Genomic DNA, 25,639 nt, shown 5'->3' on the forward strand with positions numbered 1-25,639 from the left:
GAAGTATAATGGATAATAACGTACTAACGGTCGGATCGATCGTAAAAACTCTGGCGCTCGAGGTGCAGAGCGGCCAGGAATTAATGTTCACTGAGATCAAAGGGGGCTACTCCAGCGACCTCCTGAGCGATGTGATGGCAAACGGGAAAAAGGGCGATATCTGGGTCACCTGCCAGATACATCCCAATATTATCGCCGTCGGCGTGCTTAAAGAGATGGCGGGCATTATTATAACCGGCGGTCGGAAGCCAGATGCCGGCATGGTGGAAAAAGCGCGAACGGAAAAACTGATAGTCATGTGCTCAAGTCTCCCCTCTTTTGAAGTGGCTGGCAAGTTATGGGCAATGGGCGTTGAAGGACCGCGGTGATACTGCGATGGTTTCGCGCCGACCTCCATATCCATACGTGCCTATCTCCATGCAGTGAGATCACCATGTCGCCCAAAAGGATAGTCAAAAAAGCAAAGGCCGATAAACTGGACCTTATTGCCATTTGCGACCACAACTCCGCTGAAAATGTAGCGGCAGTGTTTAAAGCGGCGAAGAAAGATCAACTGAAGATAATAGCCGGCATGGAGATTTCGAGCAGCGAAGAAGTGCATATTTTGGGGCTTTTTGAGTGCCTTGAAGATGTCCTTTCATTGCAGGGAACCGTTTACGCGCAGCTTGCGGAAGGCGAAAATAATCCCGCTGTATTCGGTGATCAGATAATCGCGAACGAACATGATGAAGTTGAAGGCTACAATAACCGGCTGTTGATCGGAGCCACCTTGCTCACGGCCGCGGAAATCGTGGAAAAGATCCACAAGTCAAAAGGCCTTGCCATCGCGTCACATATCGACCGGCCGAGCTACAGCCTATTGAGTCAGCTGGGATTTATCCCGGATGATATTGACCTGGACGCGGTGGAAATATCTCCTCAATCAACGCTTGACGAAGCCACGGAAAAATTTCCGGAAATAAGAAAAATCCCGGCCGTTACGTCATCCGATGCTCACGACCTCGGGGAGATCGGCCGTGCGGTCACTTTGTTCTATCTTGCCGAACCAAGCGTGCCGGAAATAAAAAAGGCTTTAAGGAACCAGGATGGACGAAAATTTACCCTCATCCTTCCCTCTCCCTCGGAGGGAGAGGATTAAGGTGAGGGTGATCATGGTTTTATGGATGATCTTTCCCTGCACGTGCTGGATATCGCCGAAAATTCAATAAGAGCCGGTGCCACTGTGATCGAGATATTGATCGATGAAAATATCAAGAAAAATCTGTTGAGCATCAAGATAAAAGATAATGGCCGCGGCATTGATAAAAACGAACTGAGCAAGGTGCTTGATCCTTTCTATACGACTAAAAAGGGTAAGCGGATCGGCTTGGGATTGGCGCTGCTTGCTCAGTCAGCCCATGAGGCTATGGGTAAATTTGATATAATATCCAAACCAGGAAGGGGCACGGACGTACTGGCCACATTTGTCTATGATCATATCGACCGGAAGCCCCTTGGCGATATGGGTGAAACAGTAATGGCTTTGATCGGCACGCATGCGGATAAGATTGACGTCGTCTATGCGCACAAGGTGAACGACCGGGGTTTTAAGCTCGGCACGAGTAACGTGAAATCCATGCTTGATGGAGTACCGATAATGAATCCTGAAGTCATGGATTTTTTACGGCACAAGCTCCAAAGTGAACTGAAAAAACTGGGAGTTAACCGAAAATGAAATATCCGTTTGAATCCGTGTCGTTATCCGTTTGCATCGGGGTTACAAATGAAAGGAGAACCGTAATATGAAAAAGCTGAAAATCGGCGATCTGGAGAAGATCCGGGATAAAGCCCGGCGGACCACGATCCTCCGGGAAGGCAAAGCCCGGGCGAAAGTTACCGTGCATATGGGTACCTGCGGCATTGCGGCCGGAGCACGGGAAGTCCTGACATCCCTGCTTAAGGAGATCGAAGCGAAAAAGATCGATGATGTTATCGTCACAACGTCTGGTTGTGCGGGCCTGTGCAGTCGCGAGCCCATGGCTACGGTTGAAATTCCGGGCCGGGCACCCGTGAAATACGTTGACCTTAACGCCGAGAAGATAAAGAAAATTTTGCAGAAACATGTGATGAAGGGCATTATCGTCGATGAATGTGCCCTGGCTATAGGTAGCGAAACTACGCACTGATACTGATGGTTGAATGGCCAAGGTTGAGATGCTGGAAATGATGGAATGCAGAAAAGCATTATGACGTTTCTGTTATCTATCCAGCTTCCAAACCTCAACCTTAAAACTATCTTTTAAGGAGGTTGATTTGAAAGGTTATCGGTCACACTTACTCGTCTGTGCGGGAACTGGTTGCGTGGCATGCGGTTCATACGAGATCAGGCAGGAGCTTACGAAGGAAATCACGCGGCGCGGCCTTCAAAACGAAATCGCTGTAATCTCGACCGGCTGTAATGGATTTTGCGAACGGGGTCCGATCGTCGTCGTCCAACCAGAAGGGATATTCTACCAGCGGATGAAAAAAGAGGATATCGCGCATCTGGTTGAAGAACATTTCCTCAAGGGCCGACCGGTGAAAGACCTGATGTACGTGCCGCCGGCAGACACAGTACCTATTCCTAAAATGTCGGATATCGGTTTCTTCAAACACCAGCGTTTGATCGTCCTCAAGAACCGTGGTCGGATCGATCCCGAGAACATTGAGGAATATATCGCGTTCGACGGATACCGGGCGCTGGAAAAAGCCCTCCAAGAATTGACGCCGGAAACCATCATAAAGGATGTCAAAGATTCTGGATTGCGCGGCCGTGGCGGTGCTGGTTTCCCAACGGGTTTGAAGTGGGAGCGCTGCCGCCAGGGATCAAGCAATGGCAAGTATATTGTGTGCAACGGTGATGAAGGTGACCCTGGAGCATTCATGGACCGAAGCGTGCTGGAAGCCGATCCTCATGCCGTTCTGGAAGGCATGATCATCGGAGCCCGCGCGATCGGCGCTCAGAAAGGATATATCTATGTGCGGACAGAATACCCGCTTGCCCTGAAAAGGATCCAGATCGCGATCGAACAGGCACTGGAATACGGTTTGCTTGGGGACGATATCCTGGGAACCGGTTTTAATTTTACGCTTGAATTGACGCGCGGGGCCGGCGCTTTTGTCTCGGGTGAAGAAACATCTCTCCTGGCGGCGATCGAAGGTAAGATCGGCGTACCCAGACAGCGCCCGCCTTTCCCCGTGCAAAAGGGGTTATTCGGCAAACCGACGGTCATCAACAACGTCGAAACCTGGGCTAACATACCGCAGATAATCCTCAAAGGCGCGGCATGGTACTCTGAAATCGGCACCAAAACAAGCAAAGGGACTAAGATCTTCTCGCTGGTGGGCAAAATCAACAATACCGGTCTGGTCGAGGTGCCCATGGGCATCTCGCTGAAGGATATTATCTATGAGATCGGCGGTGGCGTTGCCAAGAACAAGAAATTCAAAGCAGTCCAGACCGGCGGTCCTTCAGGCGGCTGCATTCCGCAGAAAATGCTCAATCTGCCCATCGACTATGAAAGTCTCAAAGAAGTCGGTTCGATCATGGGGTCGGGCGGAATGATCGTGATGGATGAAGACACGTGCATGGTTGACGTGGCTAAATACTTCATGAATTTCTTGCGCGATGAATCATGCGGCAAGTGCCTGTCATGCCGAGAAGGCACTCGGCGTATGTGGGAGATACTTGACAAGATCACCAGGGGTAAAGGTACGCTGGCGGATCTGGCATTGCTGGAAGAACTGGCGCCCGCGGTCAAGGACGCTTCAATGTGCGGGTTGGGACAAACCGCGGCCAATCCGGTACTGTCTACGATCCATTATTTCCGTGATGAATATCTCGCGCATATCCTGAACAAACAGTGCCCGGCAGTGGTATGTAAAAGCATCATCTCCTCCCCCTGCCAGCACACATGTCCGATCGACACCGAAGCTCCCCAGTACATCGCTCATATCGCGCGCGGTGAATTCGACAAAGCGTTTGATATCATATTGAAGGATAACCCTCTGCTTAACGTATGCGGAAGGGTATGCAATCACCCGTGCGAAACAAAATGCCGCGCCGGACAAGGTGGCGAGGCGATCGCGATACGGGCGTTAAAGCGTTTTGCGGCAGCATACGGCAATGGAAAAAAGGCAAGGAAAAATGCCGTTAAAGCCAACGGTATCAAAGTCGCTATCATAGGATCGGGACCATCCGGGCTCATGGCCGCATATCACCTCGCTGGCAAAGGCTACTCGCCCACGATCTTCGAAGCGCTGCCTGTTATTGGCGGCATGCTCGCCGTGGCTATCCCCGAGTACCGTCTGCCCCGTGCCGATCTCAAAAAGGATATCCAGCGCATCATTGACGCTGGCGTGGAGATAAAACTCAATCAGAAACTCGGCACTGATTTTTCAACCGACGACCTGTTCAAACAGGGGTACAAGGCGGTTTATATAGCGATCGGAGCCCATAAGAGCATAAAACTTGGCGTTCCAAATGAAAATGCCAACGGCGTTCTGCCCGGCATGGAGTTTCTGAACGCCGTACACCTTGGCAAGAAAATGCTGGTTGGCAAGCGCATCGGTATTATCGGCGGCGGAAATTCTGCGGTCGATGCGGCACGGGTAGCGCACCGCCTCGCCGGTGTTGAGTCGGTGACGATCATCTATCGCCGGACCCTCGCCGAAATGCCCGCCTACAAAGAAGAAGTCGATGCCGCGCTCGAGGAAGGAATCGACATCAAGTATCTAACCGCCCCGACGAAGGTGATCGTAACAGAAGGCACTATCACCGGAATCGAATGCCAGCGCATGTCACTGGGCGATATCGATGACAGCGGCAGGCGGAGACCCTTGCCGATAAAAGGATCCGATTTTGTCATTGAACTTGATACGGTAATAACGGCGATCAGTGAACAACCTGACCTTTCATGTCTCGGACCCGATCCGGAACTTACCATTTCCCGATGGAATACGCTTGAAGTCAACAAGGAGACGTTCGCAACCAATTTAAACGGTGTCTTCGCTGGCGGAGACGCGATCCGTGGACCAAGCACGGTTATCGAGGCGATGGCCGACGGCAAGAAGGTCGCTGAACTTATCGATCGATATGTCAAGGGCGAGAAGCTGGAATTGAAATATGCCGTGACGCGGCCGTCGATTTATGTCGATCCGGTCGTGCTTACGGAAAAGGAGCAGCTTGAAAGCAAGCGCCAGTCAACGGCAAAACTTGTGCTGGGAAAACGCAGCAAGAATTTCAAGGAGGTCGACCTGGGATTTGATGAAAAACAGGCAATGATCGAAGCAAAACGGTGTTTGAGATGCGACCTGGAGGCAAAAAAGGAAGACGAAAAGGAGCTGAAATGATTCCAATCAAACTGAATGGCCTTGAAGTTCAAGTTGAGGATGGTTCGACCATACTCGACGCGTGCACGTTCTACGGTATCGAAGTCCCTACCCTTTGTCACCGCGAAGGGCTGACTCCTTATGGCGGGTGCCGGCTTTGCCTTGTGGAAATAGGCGATGCTCCCAACTCCCGGCTTGTCAGCTCATGCACCTATCCGGTGGAACAAGGTTTGAAGGTGAGAACCAATACCAAAAGGGTAATCGAAGCACGGAGAATGATGATCGAACTCCTCGTGTCGGTATGCCCGTCTTCAAAGGTGCTGCAGGATCTGGCCTCTAAATTCAATGTCAAGCAGGTGCGGTTCACACCACGCAACGAAAACTGCATCTTGTGCGGTCTGTGCGTTCGTATGTGCAAAGAACAAATGCAATCGGGTGCGATCGGTTTTGTAGAACGGGGTTTCAAGAAGAAGATCGCAACGCCGTTCAACGTCCGATCAGAAGTCTGCCGGCTGTGCGGCGGCTGTATTTACATATGCCCGGCATGCCAACTCCGGTGCCAGGGACCTGATGCTGCAACCGACCTGTGCCACGGCTGTCTTACCCTGGAACCGTCCTGCATCGAAGCGCATGATGATTATCAATGCTGGATGGGCACGACCGGCGATTGCGGTACATGCGAAGGAAGACCAGATCAGATAAAAAAGAGTAAATAACCAGCCTCAGGCTGAAATAAAGGAGATAAAAAATGGGATCATTGCTTAGACCAAATGCCTCAGCAGCAACATTAACTAAGAACAGAACTGAGGACTCGGTTGTACCTTTAAGCGGCATGTGCGTTACTTGCATTGACGGTTGCATCGGTATGTGCGAGATCGGAAAATCGGCATACCGGGGACACGAAGTCATCTACCCGCAGCCTTTTGGAATCCTGACGGCGGCCGCGGAAAAAAATTATCCCGTTGACTATTCGCATTTTAATATCATGGGGACCGCCGTGGGCGCTCACGGTATCGAAGCCGATTCGGATAAGGCTATCTTTCCCAACGTGAATGTCGAAGCCAAGGTTGGACATGATGGCGGTATCAAGCTTCGAATGCCGGTCGTCATACCCGGACTGGGATCGACCAATATCGCGAAGAACAACTGGGATGGCCTGGCGATCGGCGCTGCGATCTCCGGTATCATCCTGACCGTTGGCGAGAACGTCGCTGCCATGGACATGGACTCGGATATCAAGAACGGCCGGGTTCTTAAAGCGCCGGATCTAGAATATCGGGTCAAGACCTACAAGAAATGGCAACGCGACGGGTATGGGACTGTGGTCGTGCAGGCTAACGTCGAAGATACCCGGCTTGCGGTCCAGGAATTCGCGATCCAGAAGCTCGGCGTCGACACGGTCGAGCTCAAATGGGGCCAGGGCGCAAAAGATATCGGCGGCGAAGTAAAGATCAAAGAGCTGAAAAAAGCCCAGGAACTGAGGAAACGCGGCTACATCGTGTTGCCTGACCCGCTCGATCCGGACGTGATTAAAGCTTTTGAACGACGGGCTTTTTCCGAATTTGAAAGGCATTCGCGCGTCGGCATGGTCGAACAAGAGTCATTTGTCAAACGGGTGGAAGAATTGCGCAGCGCTGGCGCCAAATACGTTTTCCTGAAGACCGGCGCTTACCGGCCAGCCGACCTGGCGCGCGCGGTCAAGTACGCTTCGATCGCAAAACTCGACCTGCTCACGGTTGACGGCGCGGGCGGCGGAACGGGCATGAGCCCGTGGCATATGATGAATGAATGGGGTATGCCGCCCGTAGAGATCCACTCCCTGACATATTTCTACGCCGATAAACTCACCAAGAAGGGCGCGTACGTGCCACCGATCGCGTTTGCGGGCGGTATCGCTTTTGAAGATCAGATGTTCAAAGCCCTTGCCCTGGGTGCGCCTTATGCCAAGATCATCGGCATGGCGCGCGGTCCGCTGTGCGCGGCGATGGTGGGAAAGACCATCGGCAAAAGGATCGAAGAAAACGAGGTGCCGGTATTCGTCGAACGCTTTGGAAATAACCGCGAAGAGATCTTTGTTACTGCCTCTGCGCTCAAAAAGGAACTGGGTAAGGATTTCGATGAACTGCCGAGCGGCGCTCTGGGTGTCTACACATACATGGAGCGGCTCAGCCAGGGTTTGAGACAGCTGATGGCCGGCAACCGCAAATTTGCCTTAAGCTATATTACACGCGACGATATCGCGGCGATCACCAAAGATGCTGCCCAGATCTCCAAGATCCCGTACGTGATGGATGTCGACAAAGACGAGGTTGAAAAGATACTGAACAGCTAATAAGGAATCCTGTCTTATTTCACGAGGCTGAAGCCTCTACTCCAATTGGGAGTAGGGCATTTATGCCCGTATCGTGAAGGAGGTGTTTTTCTCATGAAGAAATTTTCAGTCGCCGAGATGGCGCGCCAGCAGGTCCAGGCCGCGGCAAAAGCGATGAATCTTCCCGCATCGACGACCACTATCCTGATGTGTCCCAAACGCATGCTCAGAGTTACATTCCCGATCAAGATGGATGACGGAACGGTGCAGTGTTTCATGGGTTATCGCTGCCAGTATAATGATGCCCGCGGTCCAACCAAAGGCGGCGTGCGCTATCATCCGGATGTCTGCGAAGACGAGGTGATCGCCCTGGCTGCCTGGATGACATGGAAGTGCTCGCTCGTTGACCTTCCCTATGGCGGAGCAAAAGGCGGTGTGATCTGTGACCCGCTTAAGCTGTCCGAGCAGGAACTTGAAAAGATCACGCGGCGCTACACGACCGAGATTATGCCGGTACTTGGTCCTAACAAGGATATACCAGCCCCCGACGTGTTCACCACATCAAAGACCATGGCCTGGATGATGGATACCTTCAGCATGATGACCGGTCATACCGAGCCGGCAGTGGTGACCGGGAAACCCGAGGTCCTGGGCGGTTCCAAGGGCAGGAAAGAAGCCACGGGTCGCGGCGTATCGATCATAACGCGCGAACTTTTCAAAGCCCTGGGCAAATCATTGAAGGATGCCCGCGTGATCATTCAGGGGTTCGGCAACGTGGGAGGTTATGCGGCGTATTTCCTTTCACAAATGGGCGCCAAGATCGTCGCCGTGTCGGATTCTTCGATCGGCCTGCTCGATCCCAATGGATTCAACGTGACGGAGCTGATGGAAGTGGTGGAAAAACACAAACTGCTGGAACCGTACAAGAAAGGCAAAAGGATCGACCGGGATGAGATACTATTCCAGGAAGCCGACCTTTTGATCCCGGCGGCACTGGAAAACCAGATCCGCGGGGATAACGCGGGCCGCGTCAAAGTCAGTATTATTGTTGAAGGTGCCAACGGTCCGACCACGCCTGAAGCCGATGAGATCCTGGATAAAAAGGGTATCTATGTCGCGCCCGATATTCTTGCGAATGCAGGCGGTGTCATCGTCAGCCATTTTGAATGGGTCCAGGCATTGTCAGGCATGTACTGGGAAGAACAGGAAGTAAATGAACGCCTTGAACGCAAACTGGTCAAAACATTCGCCGAAGTTTGGAAAAAAGCCATGACCATGAAAACATCGCTAAGAACTGCCGCTTACGTCGTGGCGCTGGAGCGTGTGGCCGAAGTCTACAAGTACCGGGGGATATTTCCGTAATAGATTTTTAGAACGATTTAAACGACACTAACGATCTTAACGATCCAAACGGTTATTAAAGTATATCTATCATCCTCGCCAGCACCGCCTTGCCGCGGTAATCGGGGAGCAGGATCGGGGATTTCCGCGTCGTTTTTATACCGGCATCATTGATCATTTTTTCATAGGCGGGGACATGAGCCAATGACAATTTGCCTTGGGAAGGATTTTTAAGAAGATACTCGGCGGTCGAGATCCCTGACCGGCGGCCGAATACCAAGCAGTCAAGCGTTGAATTACCCATGAGGCGGTTCTTGCCGTGGACACCGCCCGAAACTTCACCCGCGACCCATAACCGTTCAAGGTTCGTTTTGCCCCAGGGATCGGTCTCTACACCGCCGTTCTGGTAATGAAGCGTCGGGAAAACCAGAACTGGGTCTTTGCGTATGTCAATGTCGAACCGCTTGTACATCCGGTGCATGCCGGGAAAAGCCTTTTCGATCGTGCCGGGACCGTTCTTCGTGTCGATCAGCGGCGTATCAAGCCACACGCCGCGCATGCCCGTGGGCGTCGTGACCCCTTTGTTGCGCACGTAGCATTCACGGATGAACGCTGCCATTTCGACGTCGCGCGGTTCCAGAGGGAAGACGAACGCTTCGCCCTCAATATTCACTGGCTGGGCACCCATGCTTCTCAGTTTTTCGGTCAACAACAGACCGACTATCTGTTGAGGATAGGCGGCGCCGGTTGGGTGGTATTGAACCGTATCGGTATCGCGCAGTTTTGCGCCGGCGCGGTAAGCGAGCACCACGCCATCGGCGGTCGCGCCGTAATGATTGGTCGTCGGAAAACCCCTGATGTGCAGCCGGCCGAAGCCGCCGGTCGCGATGATCGTGGCTTTTGCCTGTACTATCTTATACTGTCCGGTCTCAAGATTATAAAGCACCGCGCCGGTCACGGCGTTGCCGTCGGTCAACAGTTCCACGACTGGATAGAATTCGAGACAAGGTATTTCACGTGATCTGAATTCGTCGCGGATGACCCTGAGTTCTTCCATGCCGGTATAATCCGCGCATGCGTGCATGCGGTTGCGCGACGTGCCGCCGCCGGCCTTTTCAGTAAAGCTGCCATCCGGCTCGCGGTCGATCATGGCGCCGAGATCGCATAGCCAGTCCATGATGACCGGCCCATCTTCGGTCAAAGCCCTGAGCACATCAGGCTTATTGGTAAAGTGTCCGCCGCCGAGCGCGTCCAGAAAGTGGATCGCCGGCGAATCATTAGGCCGGTCTGCGGCCTGGGTGCCGCCTTCCGCCATCATGGAATTGGAATCGCCGTGCCGCAGTTTATTGACCAGCAGGATATTTTCTTTTTTCACGCCTTTGTTGGTCGCCCAAAGGGCGGCCGTTGTTCCGGCCAATCCGCCGCCAATGATCAGAAGGTCGACAGAATAATCCGGCGCCGTGATGTTGATGTCACGTTCGCTTATCAATGGATGTGCTTCCAGCAGGTCGGCGATCTCATTTGGCGCCATATCTCCCTTGTTCACACCGATCGTGATCGCGCGCTTGCCGCCGGGTGCAAAATCGGGATGAACCTTGAGTACATCATCGCGTTCTGCCATGGTCATCGCTTTGGGCGTGTAATCCCTGCGCTTGGAACGCGTCAGGTTAACGGCCTCGATCATTTTCCGCATGTATTCCGGGTAACCGCCGATGAATTTGAGTTCTGCCATTGCTCCTCCCTATGCCTTTTCGATATCCCGTGAAGTGTACATTTTCGTCAGCTCTTCCTTGCTCGCGTTCATCAGTTTTTCGAAATCCTTGTCGTATTTCTTGTCATTGATCTCATTCACCCGGATTTTGAGGGAGGGCGGTGCTGGTCTTTGATATTTGCCGTGCAATCGTCGTGCCAGCTGCGCGTAATTGTACTGCGCAAGCTCGGCCGGACACCGGATCGTACACAATCCGCACTGGATGCAGTCGAACGATATCTCTGCCATGCGTTCGACATCGCCGCGCTTACCACAGGCGATGTATTCCATGACATCGATATCCTGCGGACATGCCTTGGTGCAGGCATTGCACCCCAGACAGCGGATGATCTCCGGGTAAGTCTGCATGAACGCGTCGATAGTCGGTGTCAGCTTGGCGATATCGTAGTTGGTGCGTTCAGCCGGTGTAAACGGGATCTGGGTCAGATACATGCCGTCTTCAACTCGGGTTTGGCAGGCCATGGCTGTTTTGAGTCGGTAATCGCCTTCGATCCGGTACACGGTCGAACATGCCCCGCAGAACCCGGCGCGGCATCCGCAGGCGCGAATGAACCGGAGCCCGGTGAATTCCATCGCCTGCATGATGGTCAGTCCCGCCGGCACCTGATGTTTTCGGCCCAGGATCGAGATCGTTACCCAGTGTTGAATGTCTTTGGCATCGATGCCGGTGACAACAGACCGGTTTGATGCGGCAATCTCATCCATTATATTAATATTCTCTGACATTTAATAGCCTCCTTTAAAATATGGAAATTCGTTTATTGGTTTAGACGCTTGATACATCAATTTATTATACAAAAAATGAGTGAAAAGTCAACTACAATATTGACAGGAAACTGAAATTCGGTATAATAATCCCATGAAAAACAAGCACATTTTAGCATTAATCTCTTTCTTGATATTGGTAATAATGTCGGTGATGTGCGGTCAGGAAACGACCACGCCCGATTCTGCAGCAAGCAGCTTCGAGTCAAGCGTTGTCACCGATGATTATGTCCTGATGCCTGGTGACAGCGTTATCATCACAATATCCGGCGTAACCACCTATTCCTATATAACCGGCATTACTTATGACGGAAAAGCGACCATTAATATGCCCGTCACCACCGTCCTGACCCCTCAAGGCGTATATGAAGCCAGGCACGATATCGTGGAGGCGGTCCCGGTATACCGGCTGAGCTTAAAAGCCGCCCGGGATTCTCTGAAAACCGTGTTTCGGAAATATTACCGCAATATTAATGTCGATATAACACTATTAGGCATGCGTAGATTCGCCGTGATAGTCGTTGGGGAAGTAAAGTACCCAGGCATTATGCGAGCGACACCGGTAGACCGCGTGTCCACCGTGATCGCATACGCCGGCGGCACGACCACTCTTGGAACGCGTTCCAAGATCGAACTCAAGCGCAACGGCGCGCTGCATCGGACCGTCAATCTTGAAAAATTCGATAAAACCGGAGACGGCAGTTTCAATCCTTATGTTCAGGATGCCGATATCATATTCATACCGAAAATGCTGAAATCGGTCATTGTCAAGGGCGCGGTCTTTGGAAAGCGCGGATATGAATTGAGAGTTTCACAATTAACCGCCGCCATGGAGCGCACTAGTGAAGGTCTCTACGAATTGAATGAAGGCGAACGGGTTTCGGATTTTATCACCAAAGCCGGCGGTCTGACCCCGTGGGCCGATCACAAGAACGCGTACGTGGAACGGACGGGCGGTCGTATACCCATCGATCTCACCGCCGTGCTGTCGGACGAAGCGAGCCCGACGAACGTCGAACTCCAGGACAATGACGTCATCGTTATCCCGTCGATCAACGCGATCGTATACGTCCAGGGGCAGGTCGTCACTCCGTCGGCTTTCCCCTACCAGCCAAACCTCAAAGCCAGCGATTACATCGGGTTGGCCGGAGGCCCCCTTGATGACGCGAATTATTCCGGCGCTTTTGTTGTCCGCGGCAAGAAACGGATCTCCGTGCGTAAAGACCCGGTGATCGAGCAGGGCGACCGGATCTACGTGCCGCGCCAGATCTTTAAATTCTGGCAGGATTACGTGGCGATCACTTCGGTCGCGGCATCATTGTTGATATCATACCTTACATTGCGGACTGTGAAATAATATCCTTATACACAGAGCTTCTCTGAAAGGAGGCTTCGTGACGGTATTATCCTTTGTTTTCAGCTTGATTTCAGCAACCGCGGAGAAGGTCACTGCGCCAGTGCAAATTTTCAATGTTAGCCGTCTTAATGTGCTGGCGGCTTTGATCTTTTACGGACTGTTACTGCTATATTTCATTTATCGCGCGCGAAAAGGAAAGGAAATGTTCGTGCGCAGGATCGCGGGGCTTGACGCCGTCGAAGAAGCGGTGGGTCGGGCGACCGAAATGGGTAAGCCAATACTCTACGTACCCGGTCTGGCCACGATCGATACTGTGGCAACCATCGCATCGATGAACATCCTCTCGCAGGTCGCCAAAAAAACGGCGGCCTACGGCACTGTCCTGCTTGTGCCAAACCGTGATCCGGTGGTTTACACCGTAGCAAGGGAAGTCGTCAAAGAAGCCTACGCTGATGCCGGACGACCCGACGCGTTCAACCAGGACCATGTTTACTTCATCACTCAGGACCAGTTCGGCTATACCTCGGCGGTGTGCGGCACTATGGTTAGGGACAAACCGGCGACGAACTTTTTCCTGGGCCAGTTCTGGGCTGAATCACTGGTTCTGGCCGAGACAGGCGCGACCACCGGCGCCATCCAGATCGCCGGCACGGATTCGATCTTCCAGCTGCCGTTCTTCATTGTAGCTTGCGATTATACCCTGATCGGTGAAGAACTTTACGCGGCATCGGCATACCTTTCCAGGGAACCGCTCCTGCTGGGTTCGTTAAAGGGGCAGGACTGGGGAAAAATGATCATTCTGGGTATTCTGGTCCTGACCAGCATTATCGCGCTTCTGGGATTCGACAAGGTCGTTTCCCTTTTCAGTATCGGTTGATCTGCGGTCGCCGCAAAAACGCTGATCGACATGGCTAATTAATCTAAGGAGACATATTATGAAAAAGACGATCCCGCTAGTAATCTGTATCGTGATGGGTTTTTTGATGATCATACAGTTTTTTGTCGCTCATCCGGTAAGTACCGCGTTCAATGAAACGGTCACGAGATACGTTATCGTTGTTTCCGCATTCGCCATTATTCTCGGCATTGGTAGTCTCGTCAATCATCATACTGAACGGATAAAGCGAAGAAATTCGGGATGGCCTTTCAGTATCGCCACTCTGACCGGATTGGCGTTTATGAGCATCCTCGGGTTGTTTTTCGGGATAAAAAAGGGCACTCTTTTCATGGATTGTTACACAAACCTGATTCTGCCCCTGGGATCTTCCATGTTCGCGATCCTGGCTTTTTACATGGCCTCGGCCGCTTACCGGGCTTTCCGCGCGAAGACGACCGAAGCCACGCTTCTCCTTGTCGCCGCATTCATCGTCATGCTGGGCAGCGTGCCTTTCGGCTATTTCATCTGGAACAAGATACCCGAGATATCCGAGTGGCTATTGAAATACCCCAATGTCGCGGCTAAGCGCGGTATCATGTTCGGCGTCGCTCTGGGCGTAGTTTCCACCGCCTTTAAGATTATGCTGGGGATCGAGCGCTCGTGGCTCGGAGGAGGCAAACAATGAAGCCCCTAACGGGACAACCAGTTATCCCCCCCCACCCTAACCCTCCCCCTCGAGGGGGGAGGAAAAAAGAGGGGGTGAGATTAATGAAGCCCCTAACGGGACAACCAGTTATTAATTATTGCTGCGCAATTGGGAAATTAATGAAGCCCCTAACGGGACAACCAGCGTTTATTATCGCTTCGCCATCGGAGGATCTATTCCCTCGATGCACTTGTCAGTGCATAAGCCTCGGGACGCGGAATTTCCCCGATGAATCTCATTTCAGGTCTGGGGGAAATTCGCGGAAGCCCCTAACGGGACAACCAGCGTTTATTATCGCTTCGCCATCGGAGGATCTATGAAGTTTGGTGAACGGATCGCCAAAATACCCCGGCAGATCATTTTTTTGCTGATCGCCGCCGCCGTTCTTTTGCCGTTGATCATCCCCGTCGGCCTGATGATCAATGTGACACCCCAGACAAAAAAGATCTACGATGCGATAGAACAGCTCGACTCGACCTCCAAACCAGTCCTCATTTCGTGCGATTTTGACCCCCAGACAATGCCTGAGATCTATCCCATGCTCTTGGGTGTGCTGAGTCAATGTTTTTCCAGAAACGTGAAAGTATTAGTAATGGCACTATGGCCCCAGGGCGCGGGCATGGCTGAGCTGGGCATCAACGAAACGAACGCCTTGTTCAATAAAAAGTATGGTGAGGATTATGTTTTCCTCGGTTACAAAGCCGGCGGTGCAGCTGTAATCATTGGTTTGGGTGATCGAATTAAGAACGTATTTCCATTGGACTATTATAATCGGCCGCTGGATTCCATACCACTGACTTCAAATCTTATTAACTATGATGACCTCAGCCTGGTAATAAGCCTTTCTACAGGTGAACCGGGATTCAGACAGTGGCTATATTATGGCCAATCAAAATTCGGCATGAAAGTGGCAACCGGTGTTACTGCCGTATCTGCAGCCGACGCATTTCCCTATTTGAACAGCGGCCAGCTCATCGGTATGTTCGGTGGCATGAAAGGCGCGGCTGAGTACGAAACCATGCTTGCCAAGAACGGCTACCGAATGCCCAACCAGAATGCAACCAAGGCGATGGACGCCCAATCTCTCGGCCATTTGTTCATAATACTGTTCATCATAGTCGGTAATGTCGGATTTTTTCTGATGAGGAGGCAGAAATGAACATAGCAACGAGTCCCTGGGTATGGCTATCGGCGTTTCTGACACTCAGCATCTTTTCATTTCTCTACCGTGATAATCCTTTCTACCGCTTTGCCGAACACCTCTTTGTCGGTTTGTCAGCCGGTTACCTGATCGCCCTATCATACCACAACACGGTTTTCCCCAACCTTGTCGTACCCCTGTTCCAGCAAGGAAAACTCTGGTTTATTATTCCCCTGGCCCTGGGCCTGCTCTACATAACGCGCTTTATCCCGCGGATCGGTTTTTTGGTCCGCATCCCCATCGCGTTCATCATGGGCTGGGGTTCTGGAGTGGCGATCCCCGCTTATTTACAGACCGATATCATCAAACAGATCCAGGGAACGATCCTGATCCGGTCAAGTTTTATTCGGTGGGACACCGCGCTTTGGACGATCATGGTATTCCTTGGCACCGCCGCTACTTTGATTTATTTCTTCTTCAGTCGCGAACGCAAGGGCATTTTTAAAGTCGCTTCTAATACCGGTATTATATTTCTTATGCTCGGCTTCGGTGCGAGTTTCGGCTATACGGTGATGGCGCGGATCAGCCTTCTGATCGGAAGGCTGCAGTTCCTGCTCGGGGATTGGCTGGGGATCATAAAATAAAAAGGAGTTTATTTGGTTTGTCTGGTCTTTTTGGTCTAAGCCAAATGACATGATGCCTGTCATCCTGAACGCAGCGCCATGGTCCACCAAGACGTGTGGTGGGAAGGATCTAAGATTCTTCGAGTTTCTACGAAACTCTCAGAACGACAGTGACATATGCTAAATAGACTGGCGAGACAAGCTATATTAGTTTTCTTATCTTCTTCACCAACGGCAAGGCACCGGAGTATTTGCCGATGGGAATAATATAAAACCCGTCAACTAGATCTTTTATCTTCTGGGCAGTTTCAAAGAGCAGTTCTGTTTCATCTTTTTCCTCAATGTATTTAATATAATTATAAGGGATGCCCAGGAATTTCATCAGAGAAAAAGCCCTTTTCTTCGTATACAGGAAGGAAAGACCGGCGATTATCTTTGCCTTAATATAGCGCGATCGGAATTCTCTCAGGATTTTAACGAAATTATCGGGATCAAAAACCGGCTGCGTAAAGAAAACCTCTGCCCCGCTATGATACTTTTCGCTTACCTTTAGGAATTCGCCTTGAAGGTTCGGAACATTGGGATTGAAACCCGCGCATAAGCAAAAATCGAGTGGCTGGATCGCCCGGCGCGCCGAAGTGATCCCGTTCCTCAGATTGTTCGCGATTTCCAGCAGTTTCGCGCCATTAAGATCGAACATACTCCGGCCTTCGACCGGGCTGTCGCCGGTAACACAAAGGATGTTCTGAATACCCAGAGCATGAGCGCCCAACAGCTGGCTTTCAAAGATCAGTAAAGTGTAGTGGCGCGCTACAAAGTGCGGTATGGTTTCGACTTGAAGTTTATCTTGAATGATATGCCCAAAACACAGGGAATCCGGGCGCAATTTGCCCAATGGATTGGATGGAATGTTAATTGCGTCAATATGCTCCTTTAGCGGCTCGAGTTCGGTAATCATGGTTCGGGTGTCGGTGCTGACCGGAAGCAGAACTTCAAGGGTGATTATTTTGCTTTTCTGTATTTTATCGCGCAGCATTGTGCTCGCCTTTTATCCGCGGGTCGATCCTGCCCGCTATCCCTTCATCACCTTCTGGATTTTTCCAACGATCTTCAACCCTGCCATTGCGCTTTTCGCTGCGCCAAAAGCGCCGATCTGCCTGGCATAGGCATCGCTCACATTGGGTCCGCCAATAATTACCTTGATCTTCAATCTATTCCTGCGCAACTCTTCGATCACGCGTGCCATTTCCGGCATCGTGGTCGTGAGCAATGCGCTCAGTCCCAAAGCGCACGGCCGATGCTGCCTGACCGCGCTGATTATCCTGTCTGCGGTGACATCTTTTCCCAAATCAATGACTTTGTAGCCTGCCGATTCGAATACCATAGCCGCGATATTCTTGCCGATGTCGTGAATATCGCCCTTTACTGTCGCCAGTACTATAGAATGTTTGAACGCTGTCTTCGGCAGCGACTTTTTCACCACATCCAGTGCGCGCTTGGCGGCATCGGCGGACCGCAAAAGGTCGGGAACAAAAAATATTCCCTTTTCATAACGATCGCCTACCGTTTGCAGCGCCTTGATCACGTGCTCATCGATTATCTCCCTGGACTTAACTCCTCGTTTGATAAGATCTTTGACCTGCCTGATCGATTCTGCACCATCGCCTTCGACTACCGCCGTGATCAGCGATCGGCCCGCAATACTTGCCGCCGTCTGGCCAACCGTTTGTCGCGCGACCAGTCTTCCCTTTGTTATCGATTCAGTCACGTCGGTCAGCCGGGGTACGGCGTTGATATATTTAATCGCATTGCCGCCGATCAGGGCTTGAACTGCGATCACCGTGTTCATAACGGGCTCATTTTCCGTGTTCAGAATCAAGAAATCAATACCGCTCCGGATGGCTTCATGAGCCATGACCGCGTTAAGCCAGTGTCTCCGGGGCAGGCCAAAAGAGATATTGGATATTCCGAGAATAGTCTTCAGTCTCCGCCGTGATAACACCTGGACCGTATGCAGGGTATGCTTTACCTGAACCGGGTCGGTTGCCAATGAAAACACCAGCGGATCAAAGATCACGTCTTCCCGTCTAAAACCGTTTTGCAGGGCGATCTTCAGTGCCAACCGCACATTTTTCATGCGTTCAGAGTGGGTTTTAGGGATCGTAGTACCAACCAGTGAAATAACGGCTTTGAATCCGTAGTACCTGAGCATGGGCAACCATAAACGCAGTTCTTTTTCACGGGCCGGGACCGAATTGAAAACACCGATACCCGGATACCTGGAAATCACCGCTCGAGCTGCTGCGTAATCCTGAGTGTCGATGAAAAGTGGTAGGGATGAGGCAGCTGACACCGCGTAGACCGCTTCTTGAAGATTTTCCTTTTCATTGCCGCCGGCAATGAACGCGTTGACATCGAGAGCCGCGGCACCGGTCCCTTCCTGGGCGGCCGCCTCAGCTCCATATATCTTGAAATCACGATGCGCAATGCTCTCTCGCAGCGACTTGCGACCCGAGGGATTCAGCCGTTCGCCAACGATATATGTTTTACCATCTTCGAAACTGACTGATGCGCGCGCCGAACACAGCGCGAATCGTTTACGAATCCCGATTCTTGGCGTCAACCCGACGGCACAGCGGTCTTTGATCTTTTTTATGTAATCGGGATCCGTGCCGCAACAACCGCCGATAACACGGGCACCGGCGCGGATGTAGCGCTCGCAATAAGATGCCAGTTTGCCGCCGCTCAACGTTTGTTTGACCTTATTGCCGACGATGCGCACGCGTCCGGCGTTAGGTTTAGCCATAAGCGGTACGTCGGTATAGTGCCTCATTTTTTCAAGCGCGCACAGAAGCGTATCCGGCGCTGTGCAGTTAATTCCGATCGCCGCGGCACCGAGTCCGTCAAAGAGTACGGCGAATGATTCCGGCGATTCACCCATGACAGTATGACCGTTTTCTTCAAGGCTGATGCTGATCAGGATGTATTTGAAGTAATTACGGGCGGCGATAAAAGCGGCTTTCGCCTCGACCAGTGAAGTGAAGGTCTCGAGACAGACCGTATCCAAGCCGCATGATCGATAGATCGCGAACAACTCGCAATAGCGGGTAATGGTTTTTTCAAAAGAGATCTTTCCGTAGGGCACCAACAACTCTCCGAATGGCGATACATCGGCGACGACCGCCGCCCTGGTGCCGGCGGCCGTACGGGCAATGCTGACACCGGCTGCGATCACTTTGCGCAAAACCGGCATCGCGTAGTAACCCTGGTGCGCGCTGAAAGTATTGGTCAGGATCATCTGGGAACCGGCGGCCACATATGCGGCATGCAGGCTGCGCACGGCCCCGGGACGGCGCAGGTTCAGAATTGAAGGCGATTCGCCGGGTTTTAGCCCTTGGGCAAGCAAATTTGTGCCCATCGCGCCGTCAAAAATGAGCACTTTTTGCGTTTTTAACAGTCCCGATGCCGTTGCCATGGCATTAATTCTATGCCTTTTTTCCTCCAAGTCAATGGTGCCGCCCTCGGAGATGAGTAGACTTAATGCTCCCTAAAAACAGTGACTGCTCATTGATAACGCGATATCTTCCGATATTGACATACGGGCGTTTTTGGTTATATTTTATTGTGCCCACAGAGGACAGAGGTTGTAAGGACAAAAAATTCACTACCATCATACTGGCCGCCGGTGCCGGCAAAAGAATGTTCTCCCCGGTTCCCAAGATCCTCCATACAATTCTCGGTAAACCGATCATCGAATTCGTCGTTGAAATCGCCGAACGGATCGGCAGTGACCAGATCGTGCTTGTCGTCGGAAAACAAAAAAGTGAGGTTTCAAAGATCATTGGCAAACGCGTGACTTACGCTGTCCAACCAGTACCTTTAGGCACTGGTGATGCCGCGAGAATCGGACTGGCGCACGCGCGCCAGAGATCGGTCTTGATCCTATCAGGTGACGCTCCGGGCATCAAACCCGATACGCTGTGCCAGATGATATCGTTCCACGATCTTAAAAAAGCAGCGCTGACCGTGCTGACCTGCGCTTTAAACGACCCCGGCAGGTACGGGCGGATCGTGCGCGATCGTCGCAACCGGTTAAAAGAGATCGTTGAGCACAGTGACGCCACGCTAGTTCAAAAAAGGATCAGGGAGATAAACAGCGGCATGTACTTCGGACAGAAATCCGCGATGGCACGGGCAGTGGCTATGCTTACCGACCGCAACCGGCAGGCTGAATTCTACCTTACCGATATTGTCCGGCGCCTGATTGCGGCAGGGAAAACCGTGGTCGGTTACAAAACCGAGAATGAAGAAGAGATCCACGGCATCAACTCGCGTGTCGACATGGCGCGCCTGCGCGGTTACATCAAGCAGCGCTGGTTCGAGGAACTGATGCAACGTGGAGTTCACATCGAGGATCCGGATACGACTCAGATCGACCTGAGTGTCAAGATCGGGAGATTTGTCCACATCAGGCCGTACACTATGCTCGAAGGCACCACGGTTATCGCGAACCATGCCGTCATTGGACCGTATGTTTGGATAAAAAACGACAAGCGCATGCCGTTTAAGGGACAAAATGGTCGGTCACGGCGTCACGGTTCATGAACGAAATAACGCGCCACGCGAAATTTTGCGGTCGGATGCTCAAATTTAACGGCGGGAAGGCGGGGCTCTATATCCTCATCGCCGTCCTGCTGCTGTTTTCATTATCCGTGGTCGTCGTACGCCAAAACCGGGAATCCCCGGAGGATACATTTAAGAAAAACAGCCAGTTACGGATCGAGGTTCTCAATGGATGCGGGATCGAACGGCTTGCCCTTAAGGTTACCGATATACTGCGTGAACAGGGTTTCAATGTCGTGAAGATCGGCAATACCAGCGGCGAAGCCCACCAGGAAACGGTCGTCATCGAGCGCAGCAGCGAGAACATGGAACACGCGAAGTACTTCAGCCGCCGTATTGGCTGCGCTAATACCGGCAAAGACGTGGACCCGGTGCTCTATATCGATATAACGCTGATCCTGGGTCAGGATTATCAAAAATTATTCCCCGATGTCGCCAAAAAGTTCTAAGAAAGCAGCACCCACACAGGCGCTGGACCTGGCGAAAAAGCTGGCGGCCCTGCTGGCCGACAAAAAGGGCAGCCGGATCGTCATCTTCGATCTCAGAACGATATCGCCGATAACGGATTATTTCGTGATCGTTGACGGCTTGTCCGTTGTTCATAACCGAACGCTTGCCGATCATTTGATCAGCTGCGAGAAACCGGACCATATCGAAGGTATGGATTCCGGATCATGGGTTCTGCTCGATTACATCGATGTTGTCGTCCACATCTTTTTGGCCGAGACGCGGGTGTTCTATGGGCTTGAAAGATTATGGGGCGATGCCCCGCATATTGCGATCGAAGATGATTAGGGACGAAATAAAAAAGGTCCTCGAACAGGTGGTGGCCGGCGAAGAGTTTTTCATCGATTACGTTCCCAAGGGTAAAGCGGGCGATGTGTCCACTAACGTCGCCATGAAGATCGCGGCGCGCGATGGCGGCGATCCGATGCAGGTAGCGCAGTCGATCGCATCCCGTATCCAACAAGGAAATGATGCTATTATCGAACGAGTCATCGTCTACCCTCCCGGGTATATCAATATGACCTTAACCGCCGATTACCTGATCAAATGTTTTCGGGAAAGTGACCGTGCCCAGACCCGCGGCCAGCGTTTAAAAGTTTTAGTCGAGTTCGTCAGCGCAAACCCGACCGGACCGATCAACATCGTGAGCGCCCGGGCAGCCGCTTTTGGCGATTCTCTGATCAAGATCCTCAACGCGTTCGCCTTCGACGCCCAGGCAGAGTACTATGTCAATGACAGCGGCCGACAGATCGAGCTGCTTGCCGTCAGCGTCGAACAGCGAATGATGGAACTTGCGGGTAAGCCTATGCAGATACCGGATGACGGATATCACGGGACCTACCTTATTGATGTGGCGAAACAGGCCGTAGAAAAAGGACTGACGCAGCACGATGACATCAAAAAATTCGCCCTTGAGTACTTTGTGGAGAACCACCAGCATACCCTGCGTTCGTTCGGGGTCACGTTCGACTACTGGAAACGTGAATCGGTGGTTCGTGAGCATGGAGCCGTAGAACAGGTCTTAAAATCCCTGAAAGACAAGGATCTGACCTTTGAACAGGAAGGAGCGCTGTATTTCAGGTCGACCAAGTTTGAGGATAAGCGCGACCGGGTGATCGTCACCAGCGATGGCCGTTACACCTACCTCCTTCCCGATATCGCTTATCATCTGGACAAGATCAAACGCGGTTACGACCGGCTGATCACGGTGCTGGGACCGGATCATGCAGGCCAAGTGCCCAGCTTGATCGGCGGGATCCAGGCTTTTGGCCACCCGCGCGACATCCTGAAGGTGATTATTGTCCAGCAAGTAAAGCTGAAAAAAGACGGGATCGCCGTGACGATGTCAAAACGGGCTGGGACGTTCACTGCTCTGAACGAGCTGCTGGAGAAGATCCCAACCGACGTTGCCCGGTTCTTTTTCCTCATGCGTTCCTGCTCGCAGCATCTTGATTTTGACCTGGACCTGGCAATGAAGGATTCTGAGGAAAATCCGGTCTATTATGTCCAGTACGCCCACGCGCGTATCCAGAGCATAATCGCGCATGCCGAAAAGAGATCTACTTCGCTTGCTGCCGATGTCGATCTCTCGGTACTGCGGGAAACCGAGGAAATGGCATTGATTAAACATGCCGTTAGATTCCCCGAGATAATCGAGGACGCGGTACGCAATCTCGATCCTTACCCCATCACTTATTATCTTATCGAATTAGCTCGTTTGTTTCACGCTTTTTACCAAAAACATCGTGTGGTCTGCGATGAAGAGAGCCTGGCCCAGGCCCGTCTTTATCTGGTGCAACGCACGGCACTGGTGATAAAGAAGGGGCTCGAGCTGCTTGGTGTTTCATGTCCGGATCACATGTAAGGCAGTCAAAAAAGGAGATCACTGATGAATCTTACAAGTCTTCTTACGAAAGACCGTATCAATCTGGATCTTAAACCAGGCAAAAAAGATGACGTGATAAAAGACCTGGTATATTCGATAAAAAAAGCAGCCGATGCGGAACTGATAGTCTCCACGCTGCTGAAGCGCGAAGAACTTGGCTCGACCGGTATCGGCAAAGGGATCGCGATCCCCCACTGCCGGTCCCTGGTTGTCGATAAACTTGAGATATCGATCGGCCGAACTACTAAGCCGATCAATTATAACGCTATCGATAAAAAAGGAGTGTCCCTGCTGTTCCTTATCATCGCGCCGCCCCAGGACCCTGGGAACCAGTACCTCTTGACACTAGGTAAGGTTGTGCAGATCGCCAAGGAAATAACGAAGAACAACCTTATCTATAAACCCGCCACGCAGGAGGAATTTATAACGATGATCAACACCATCGAGAAAGACATCGGCAATAGGAGGTAGCATGTCGCACGTCACCGAGATGCACTTGAAATTGCTCTTTGATCTGGATAACCTGATCGCGGATATGGATGAACCGGCGTATAAAAAAATCGGGTTCAAGATCGAAGACGAAGCCAGTGTAACTCTCATTGAAACGAGAAATGAAATACTGAAAAAGATCCCGCGAGAACTAGCGGAGACTTATGAACGCTTGAAAAAACGCTACTCACGGGCTATCGCGCCGGTTGAGAACGGGTTTTGTTTCGGTTGTTTTCAGAAACTACCCACTGAGATGACCACCAAGAGGGATGAGATCCTGAATTGCCCTAATTGTGGTCGGATATTATACTGGCGAAAAAAGTAGCCATAACCTGCGGTCTTTTACGATAAGGACCGTAACCCATGGATAAAAACAGTTCCATCGTCGTACTCGTCGTATTGTTTTTCATGATCTTCAGCGTGGTCACCTTGAGGAACCGGGCCCTTATTGACTGGGATGAAGGCGTGTTTGCCGTACAGGCTCAATGGCTGGCGCACGGTTTTACCGCGGGTAAACCTTTTAATTTCCAAACCCCTCCCCTGTTCCAGGCTATCATCGCCATCTTTTTCCTGATCTTTTTCGATCATGGCTGGGTTCTGCCGTTACTGTCGATCTTATCATCAGGCGTGACCATAATCGTTCTTTATCATTTCACCCGGCGTTTATTCGACGGCATGACCGGTCTTTTTGCCGTGTTGTTGTTCATAACGACCGAGTATTTCCTTTTTTTCTCCAGATCCGGCCTCAGCGACGCCTTTTTCCTGCTCGTTTTTCTTACGGGCATGTTCTTTTTTTATCTGGGAATCACTGGTAATGATAACCGTTCGCTATTGATCGCCGGCGCGTGCTCGGTACTTGCCCTTTACACTAAATATTCAGGCTTCCTGCTGCCCCTGGTGTTCCTGATCATCGGTCTTAAATACCGAAAGACAGTGTCCTGGCGCTGGTGCCTATTCACCGTGATAATACCATTTGTATTATTTTTACCGTATGCCATCGTTTTTTTCAAAGCCGTATCGCTGCCGGGCATCTTTACCCGCCATGTTGCGGTTACCGGCATCCATCACCTGCAATTCCTGTATTATATAATGCGCTTTTCCACTGTACCTGCCGTCCTGGTCGTTATCGGTGCGCTGATCTATGCAGCACGACCAGCGCAGGGTTCTATCCGTCTGGATATCTTAAGAGAAAGCGCGATATGGCTTGGGATCCCGGCATTGATCGTGCTGATATTGGTAGGCTTCTACTATCCATACTTTCGCCTGGCATATCCTTTGGTCCCGATCATCTGCATGGCTGCAGCTTTTGTTCTGAACTCGGCAGGCCGTTTCAAATTCTACGGTCTTGCGCTTTGCCTGGCGGTCGCGGTCGTATCCGGTTACTCGACCTTGTCGTACAGTTCCGCAGTCCCGCGCCAGATCGCCGCCAAGGTAAATCAAGAAAGCAATCTGCAAAATGCTCGTTACGTGTACGTTATCACTCCTCCCAATGTCTATTTTTATATCAAGGGAACGATCCTGGTGCCGGAGACCAATCCTTCGACAAAAATATCAGCTCTTGCTGAGATCTATCGAAAAAACAATATGATAATGCACTACGATGATAACGAGCTTGACAGCGAAAATAAACTTGTCATTCTGTATTCCACCGTCTGTTCCATGATGAACATGGATGAGATAACTGAGCGTTTTGGCGCACGCCTTGTTGATTCTGTAGAATTCAAGGACGATCCAGTTTACTACCAGGATATCTTTAATCCTTTAAGAAACGAACGTCAGATTTATGAGTTGTTTGTCGTTGACCTGGAAAAGATAAAGCCCGGGGATCGACAGATGCTTTGGGACTTGGCCTTTAAGCCTCAGGTTGATGTTGTCAGGCTGGACCGCCCGTAGT

Annotated in this window: 24 protein-coding genes; 20 read left to right on the forward strand and 4 right to left on the reverse strand. The window is 51.5% G+C overall.

The genetic code is table 11. The annotated features are described in order from the left end of the window. Nucleotides 1-8: 8 nt before the first annotated feature. The 8 genes from VF399_12130 to VF399_12165 all read left to right on the forward strand — a co-directional run bounded on the left by VF399_12130 (nucleotide 9) and on the right by VF399_12165 (nucleotide 9,022). Nucleotides 9-368: a serine kinase gene (locus VF399_12130; GenBank protein ID HEX7321087.1), complete on the forward strand. Its 360-nt coding sequence runs from the start codon at nucleotides 9-11 to the stop codon at nucleotides 366-368. Next, nucleotides 365-1,138, forward strand: a complete 774-nt coding sequence (locus tag VF399_12135) for a PHP domain-containing protein (GenBank protein HEX7321088.1) — start codon at nucleotides 365-367, stop codon at nucleotides 1,136-1,138. Before VF399_12130 ends, VF399_12135 begins: the two co-directional genes overlap by 4 nt. A 21-nt stretch (nucleotides 1,139-1,159) precedes the next feature. After that, nucleotides 1,160-1,714 carry an ATP-binding protein gene (locus VF399_12140; protein HEX7321089.1) on the forward strand — a complete coding sequence of 185 codons (555 nt, stop codon included), beginning with the start codon at nucleotides 1,160-1,162 and terminating at the stop codon, nucleotides 1,712-1,714. Between the two features lie 67 nt (nucleotides 1,715-1,781). Next, nucleotides 1,782-2,165, forward strand: a complete 384-nt coding sequence (locus VF399_12145; protein ID HEX7321090.1) for a (2Fe-2S) ferredoxin domain-containing protein — start codon at nucleotides 1,782-1,784, stop codon at nucleotides 2,163-2,165. Nucleotides 2,166-2,292: 127 nt separating this feature from the next. Next, a complete protein-coding gene (locus VF399_12150; GenBank protein ID HEX7321091.1) occupies nucleotides 2,293-5,370 on the forward strand; it encodes an NADH-ubiquinone oxidoreductase-F iron-sulfur binding region domain-containing protein in 3,078 nt (1,025 codons plus the stop codon). Then, on the forward strand, nucleotides 5,367-6,065 hold the full coding sequence (locus VF399_12155) for a 2Fe-2S iron-sulfur cluster-binding protein (protein HEX7321092.1): 699 nt from the start codon (nucleotides 5,367-5,369) through the stop codon (nucleotides 6,063-6,065). The genes VF399_12150 and VF399_12155 overlap by 4 nt, the downstream gene beginning before the upstream one ends. A gap of 32 nt (nucleotides 6,066-6,097) precedes the next feature. Next, the gene (locus tag VF399_12160) at nucleotides 6,098-7,681 is read left to right on the forward strand and encodes an FMN-binding glutamate synthase family protein (GenBank protein ID HEX7321093.1); all 1,584 of its coding nucleotides are present in this window, start codon (nucleotides 6,098-6,100) and stop codon (nucleotides 7,679-7,681) included. A 93-nt stretch (nucleotides 7,682-7,774) separates the two neighbouring features. Further along, complete coding sequence (locus VF399_12165; GenBank protein HEX7321094.1) at nucleotides 7,775-9,022, forward strand: Glu/Leu/Phe/Val dehydrogenase; 1,248 nt, start codon at nucleotides 7,775-7,777, stop codon at nucleotides 9,020-9,022. A 55-nt stretch (nucleotides 9,023-9,077) separates the two neighbouring features. Here the strand turns inward: VF399_12165 and VF399_12170 are convergent, their stop codons facing one another. Together VF399_12170 and VF399_12175 are read right to left on the reverse strand one after the other, a co-directional pair. Further along, nucleotides 9,078-10,733, reverse strand: a complete 1,656-nt coding sequence (locus VF399_12170) for an FAD-binding protein (protein HEX7321095.1) — start codon at nucleotides 10,731-10,733, stop codon at nucleotides 9,078-9,080. 9 nt (nucleotides 10,734-10,742) lie between these two features. After that, a complete protein-coding gene (locus tag VF399_12175; protein ID HEX7321096.1) occupies nucleotides 10,743-11,498 on the reverse strand; it encodes a 4Fe-4S dicluster domain-containing protein in 756 nt (251 codons plus the stop codon). A 133-nt stretch (nucleotides 11,499-11,631) separates the two neighbouring features. On the opposite strand from VF399_12175, the gene VF399_12180 reads away from it, so the two are divergent. The 5 genes from VF399_12180 to VF399_12200 all read left to right on the forward strand — a co-directional run bounded on the left by VF399_12180 (nucleotide 11,632) and on the right by VF399_12200 (nucleotide 16,262). Beyond that, nucleotides 11,632-12,894, forward strand: coding sequence for an SLBB domain-containing protein (locus VF399_12180; protein ID HEX7321097.1), 1,263 nt, complete (start codon nucleotides 11,632-11,634; stop codon nucleotides 12,892-12,894). A 37-nt stretch (nucleotides 12,895-12,931) separates the two neighbouring features. Beyond that, entirely contained in the window at nucleotides 12,932-13,771 is an 840-nt protein-coding gene (locus VF399_12185; GenBank protein ID HEX7321098.1) for a DUF6754 domain-containing protein, read from the forward strand. 58 nt (nucleotides 13,772-13,829) lie between these two features. Next, complete coding sequence (locus tag VF399_12190; protein ID HEX7321099.1) at nucleotides 13,830-14,456, forward strand: hypothetical protein; 627 nt, start codon at nucleotides 13,830-13,832, stop codon at nucleotides 14,454-14,456. Between the two features lie 337 nt (nucleotides 14,457-14,793). Next, entirely contained in the window at nucleotides 14,794-15,636 is an 843-nt protein-coding gene (locus VF399_12195) for a hypothetical protein (protein ID HEX7321100.1), read from the forward strand. Further along, entirely contained in the window at nucleotides 15,633-16,262 is a 630-nt protein-coding gene (locus VF399_12200) for a hypothetical protein (protein HEX7321101.1), read from the forward strand. Before VF399_12195 ends, VF399_12200 begins: the two co-directional genes overlap by 4 nt. A 181-nt stretch (nucleotides 16,263-16,443) precedes the next feature. Here the strand turns inward: VF399_12200 and VF399_12205 are convergent, their stop codons facing one another. Beyond that, the gene (locus VF399_12205) at nucleotides 16,444-17,277 is read right to left on the reverse strand and encodes a methylenetetrahydrofolate reductase (GenBank protein ID HEX7321102.1); all 834 of its coding nucleotides are present in this window, start codon (nucleotides 17,275-17,277) and stop codon (nucleotides 16,444-16,446) included. A gap of 36 nt (nucleotides 17,278-17,313) precedes the next feature. Then, a complete protein-coding gene (locus tag VF399_12210) occupies nucleotides 17,314-19,716 on the reverse strand; it encodes a homocysteine S-methyltransferase family protein (protein HEX7321103.1) in 2,403 nt (800 codons plus the stop codon). A 149-nt stretch (nucleotides 19,717-19,865) separates the two neighbouring features. Here VF399_12210 and VF399_12215 point away from each other — a divergent pair, with 149 nt between their 5' ends. The 7 genes from VF399_12215 to VF399_12245 are packed head-to-tail and all read left to right on the forward strand — an operon-like array spanning nucleotide 19,866 to nucleotide 25,638. Continuing rightward, on the forward strand, nucleotides 19,866-20,846 hold the full coding sequence (locus VF399_12215) for a sugar phosphate nucleotidyltransferase (protein HEX7321104.1): 981 nt from the start codon (nucleotides 19,866-19,868) through the stop codon (nucleotides 20,844-20,846). Beyond that, nucleotides 20,843-21,313: a LytR C-terminal domain-containing protein gene (locus tag VF399_12220; GenBank protein HEX7321105.1), complete on the forward strand. Its 471-nt coding sequence runs from the start codon at nucleotides 20,843-20,845 to the stop codon at nucleotides 21,311-21,313. Before VF399_12215 ends, VF399_12220 begins: the two co-directional genes overlap by 4 nt. Further along, nucleotides 21,294-21,659 (forward strand): ribosome silencing factor, encoded by a 366-nt coding sequence (gene rsfS / locus VF399_12225; protein ID HEX7321106.1) that lies wholly within the window; start codon nucleotides 21,294-21,296, stop codon nucleotides 21,657-21,659. The genes VF399_12220 and rsfS overlap by 20 nt, the downstream gene beginning before the upstream one ends. After that, nucleotides 21,652-23,235 carry an arginine--tRNA ligase gene (gene argS / locus VF399_12230; GenBank protein HEX7321107.1) on the forward strand — a complete coding sequence of 528 codons (1,584 nt, stop codon included), beginning with the start codon at nucleotides 21,652-21,654 and terminating at the stop codon, nucleotides 23,233-23,235. Before rsfS ends, argS begins: the two co-directional genes overlap by 8 nt. A gap of 24 nt (nucleotides 23,236-23,259) precedes the next feature. Next, nucleotides 23,260-23,727, forward strand: a complete 468-nt coding sequence (locus VF399_12235; protein ID HEX7321108.1) for a PTS sugar transporter subunit IIA — start codon at nucleotides 23,260-23,262, stop codon at nucleotides 23,725-23,727. Nucleotide 23,728: 1 nt separating this feature from the next. Continuing rightward, nucleotides 23,729-24,070, forward strand: a complete 342-nt coding sequence (locus VF399_12240; protein HEX7321109.1) for a hypothetical protein — start codon at nucleotides 23,729-23,731, stop codon at nucleotides 24,068-24,070. A gap of 38 nt (nucleotides 24,071-24,108) precedes the next feature. Next, complete coding sequence (locus tag VF399_12245; GenBank protein ID HEX7321110.1) at nucleotides 24,109-25,638, forward strand: glycosyltransferase family 39 protein; 1,530 nt, start codon at nucleotides 24,109-24,111, stop codon at nucleotides 25,636-25,638. The last annotated feature ends 1 nt before the right edge of the window (nucleotide 25,639 follow it).

Source organism: bacterium, assembly GCA_036382775.1.
Taxonomy (GTDB): Bacteria; Hydrothermota; Tepidihabitantia; order SM23-42; family JAOAFX01; genus DASVHD01.

Excerpts from the sequence above, each read along its gene's own strand:
- rsfS (HEX7321106.1), top strand. The coding sequence starts at position 21,294 with ATGTCGCCAAAAAGTTCTAAGAAAGCAGCACCCACACAGGCGCTGGAC.
- VF399_12155 (HEX7321092.1), top strand. The coding sequence starts at position 5,367 with ATGATTCCAATCAAACTGAATGGCCTTGAAGTTCAAGTTGAGGATGGT.
- VF399_12190 (HEX7321099.1), top strand. The coding sequence starts at position 13,830 with ATGAAAAAGACGATCCCGCTAGTAATCTGTATCGTGATGGGTTTTTTG.
- VF399_12195 (HEX7321100.1), top strand. The coding sequence starts at position 14,794 with ATGAAGTTTGGTGAACGGATCGCCAAAATACCCCGGCAGATCATTTTT.
- VF399_12235 (HEX7321108.1), top strand. The coding sequence starts at position 23,260 with ATGAATCTTACAAGTCTTCTTACGAAAGACCGTATCAATCTGGATCTT.
- VF399_12205 (HEX7321102.1), bottom strand. The coding sequence starts at position 17,277 with ATGCTGCGCGATAAAATACAGAAAAGCAAAATAATCACCCTTGAAGTT.
- VF399_12160 (HEX7321093.1), top strand. The coding sequence starts at position 6,098 with ATGGGATCATTGCTTAGACCAAATGCCTCAGCAGCAACATTAACTAAG.
- VF399_12140 (HEX7321089.1), top strand. The coding sequence starts at position 1,160 with ATGGATGATCTTTCCCTGCACGTGCTGGATATCGCCGAAAATTCAATA.
- argS (HEX7321107.1), top strand. The coding sequence starts at position 21,652 with ATGATTAGGGACGAAATAAAAAAGGTCCTCGAACAGGTGGTGGCCGGC.
- VF399_12180 (HEX7321097.1), top strand. The coding sequence starts at position 11,632 with ATGAAAAACAAGCACATTTTAGCATTAATCTCTTTCTTGATATTGGTA.
- VF399_12175 (HEX7321096.1), bottom strand. The coding sequence starts at position 11,498 with ATGTCAGAGAATATTAATATAATGGATGAGATTGCCGCATCAAACCGG.
- VF399_12245 (HEX7321110.1), top strand. The coding sequence starts at position 24,109 with ATGGATAAAAACAGTTCCATCGTCGTACTCGTCGTATTGTTTTTCATG.
- VF399_12130 (HEX7321087.1), top strand. The coding sequence starts at position 9 with ATGGATAATAACGTACTAACGGTCGGATCGATCGTAAAAACTCTGGCG.
- VF399_12220 (HEX7321105.1), top strand. The coding sequence starts at position 20,843 with ATGAACGAAATAACGCGCCACGCGAAATTTTGCGGTCGGATGCTCAAA.
- VF399_12200 (HEX7321101.1), top strand. The coding sequence starts at position 15,633 with ATGAACATAGCAACGAGTCCCTGGGTATGGCTATCGGCGTTTCTGACA.
- VF399_12170 (HEX7321095.1), bottom strand. The coding sequence starts at position 10,733 with ATGGCAGAACTCAAATTCATCGGCGGTTACCCGGAATACATGCGGAAA.
- VF399_12145 (HEX7321090.1), top strand. The coding sequence starts at position 1,782 with ATGAAAAAGCTGAAAATCGGCGATCTGGAGAAGATCCGGGATAAAGCC.
- VF399_12165 (HEX7321094.1), top strand. The coding sequence starts at position 7,775 with ATGAAGAAATTTTCAGTCGCCGAGATGGCGCGCCAGCAGGTCCAGGCC.
- VF399_12240 (HEX7321109.1), top strand. The coding sequence starts at position 23,729 with ATGTCGCACGTCACCGAGATGCACTTGAAATTGCTCTTTGATCTGGAT.
- VF399_12210 (HEX7321103.1), bottom strand. The coding sequence starts at position 19,716 with ATGGCAACGGCATCGGGACTGTTAAAAACGCAAAAAGTGCTCATTTTT.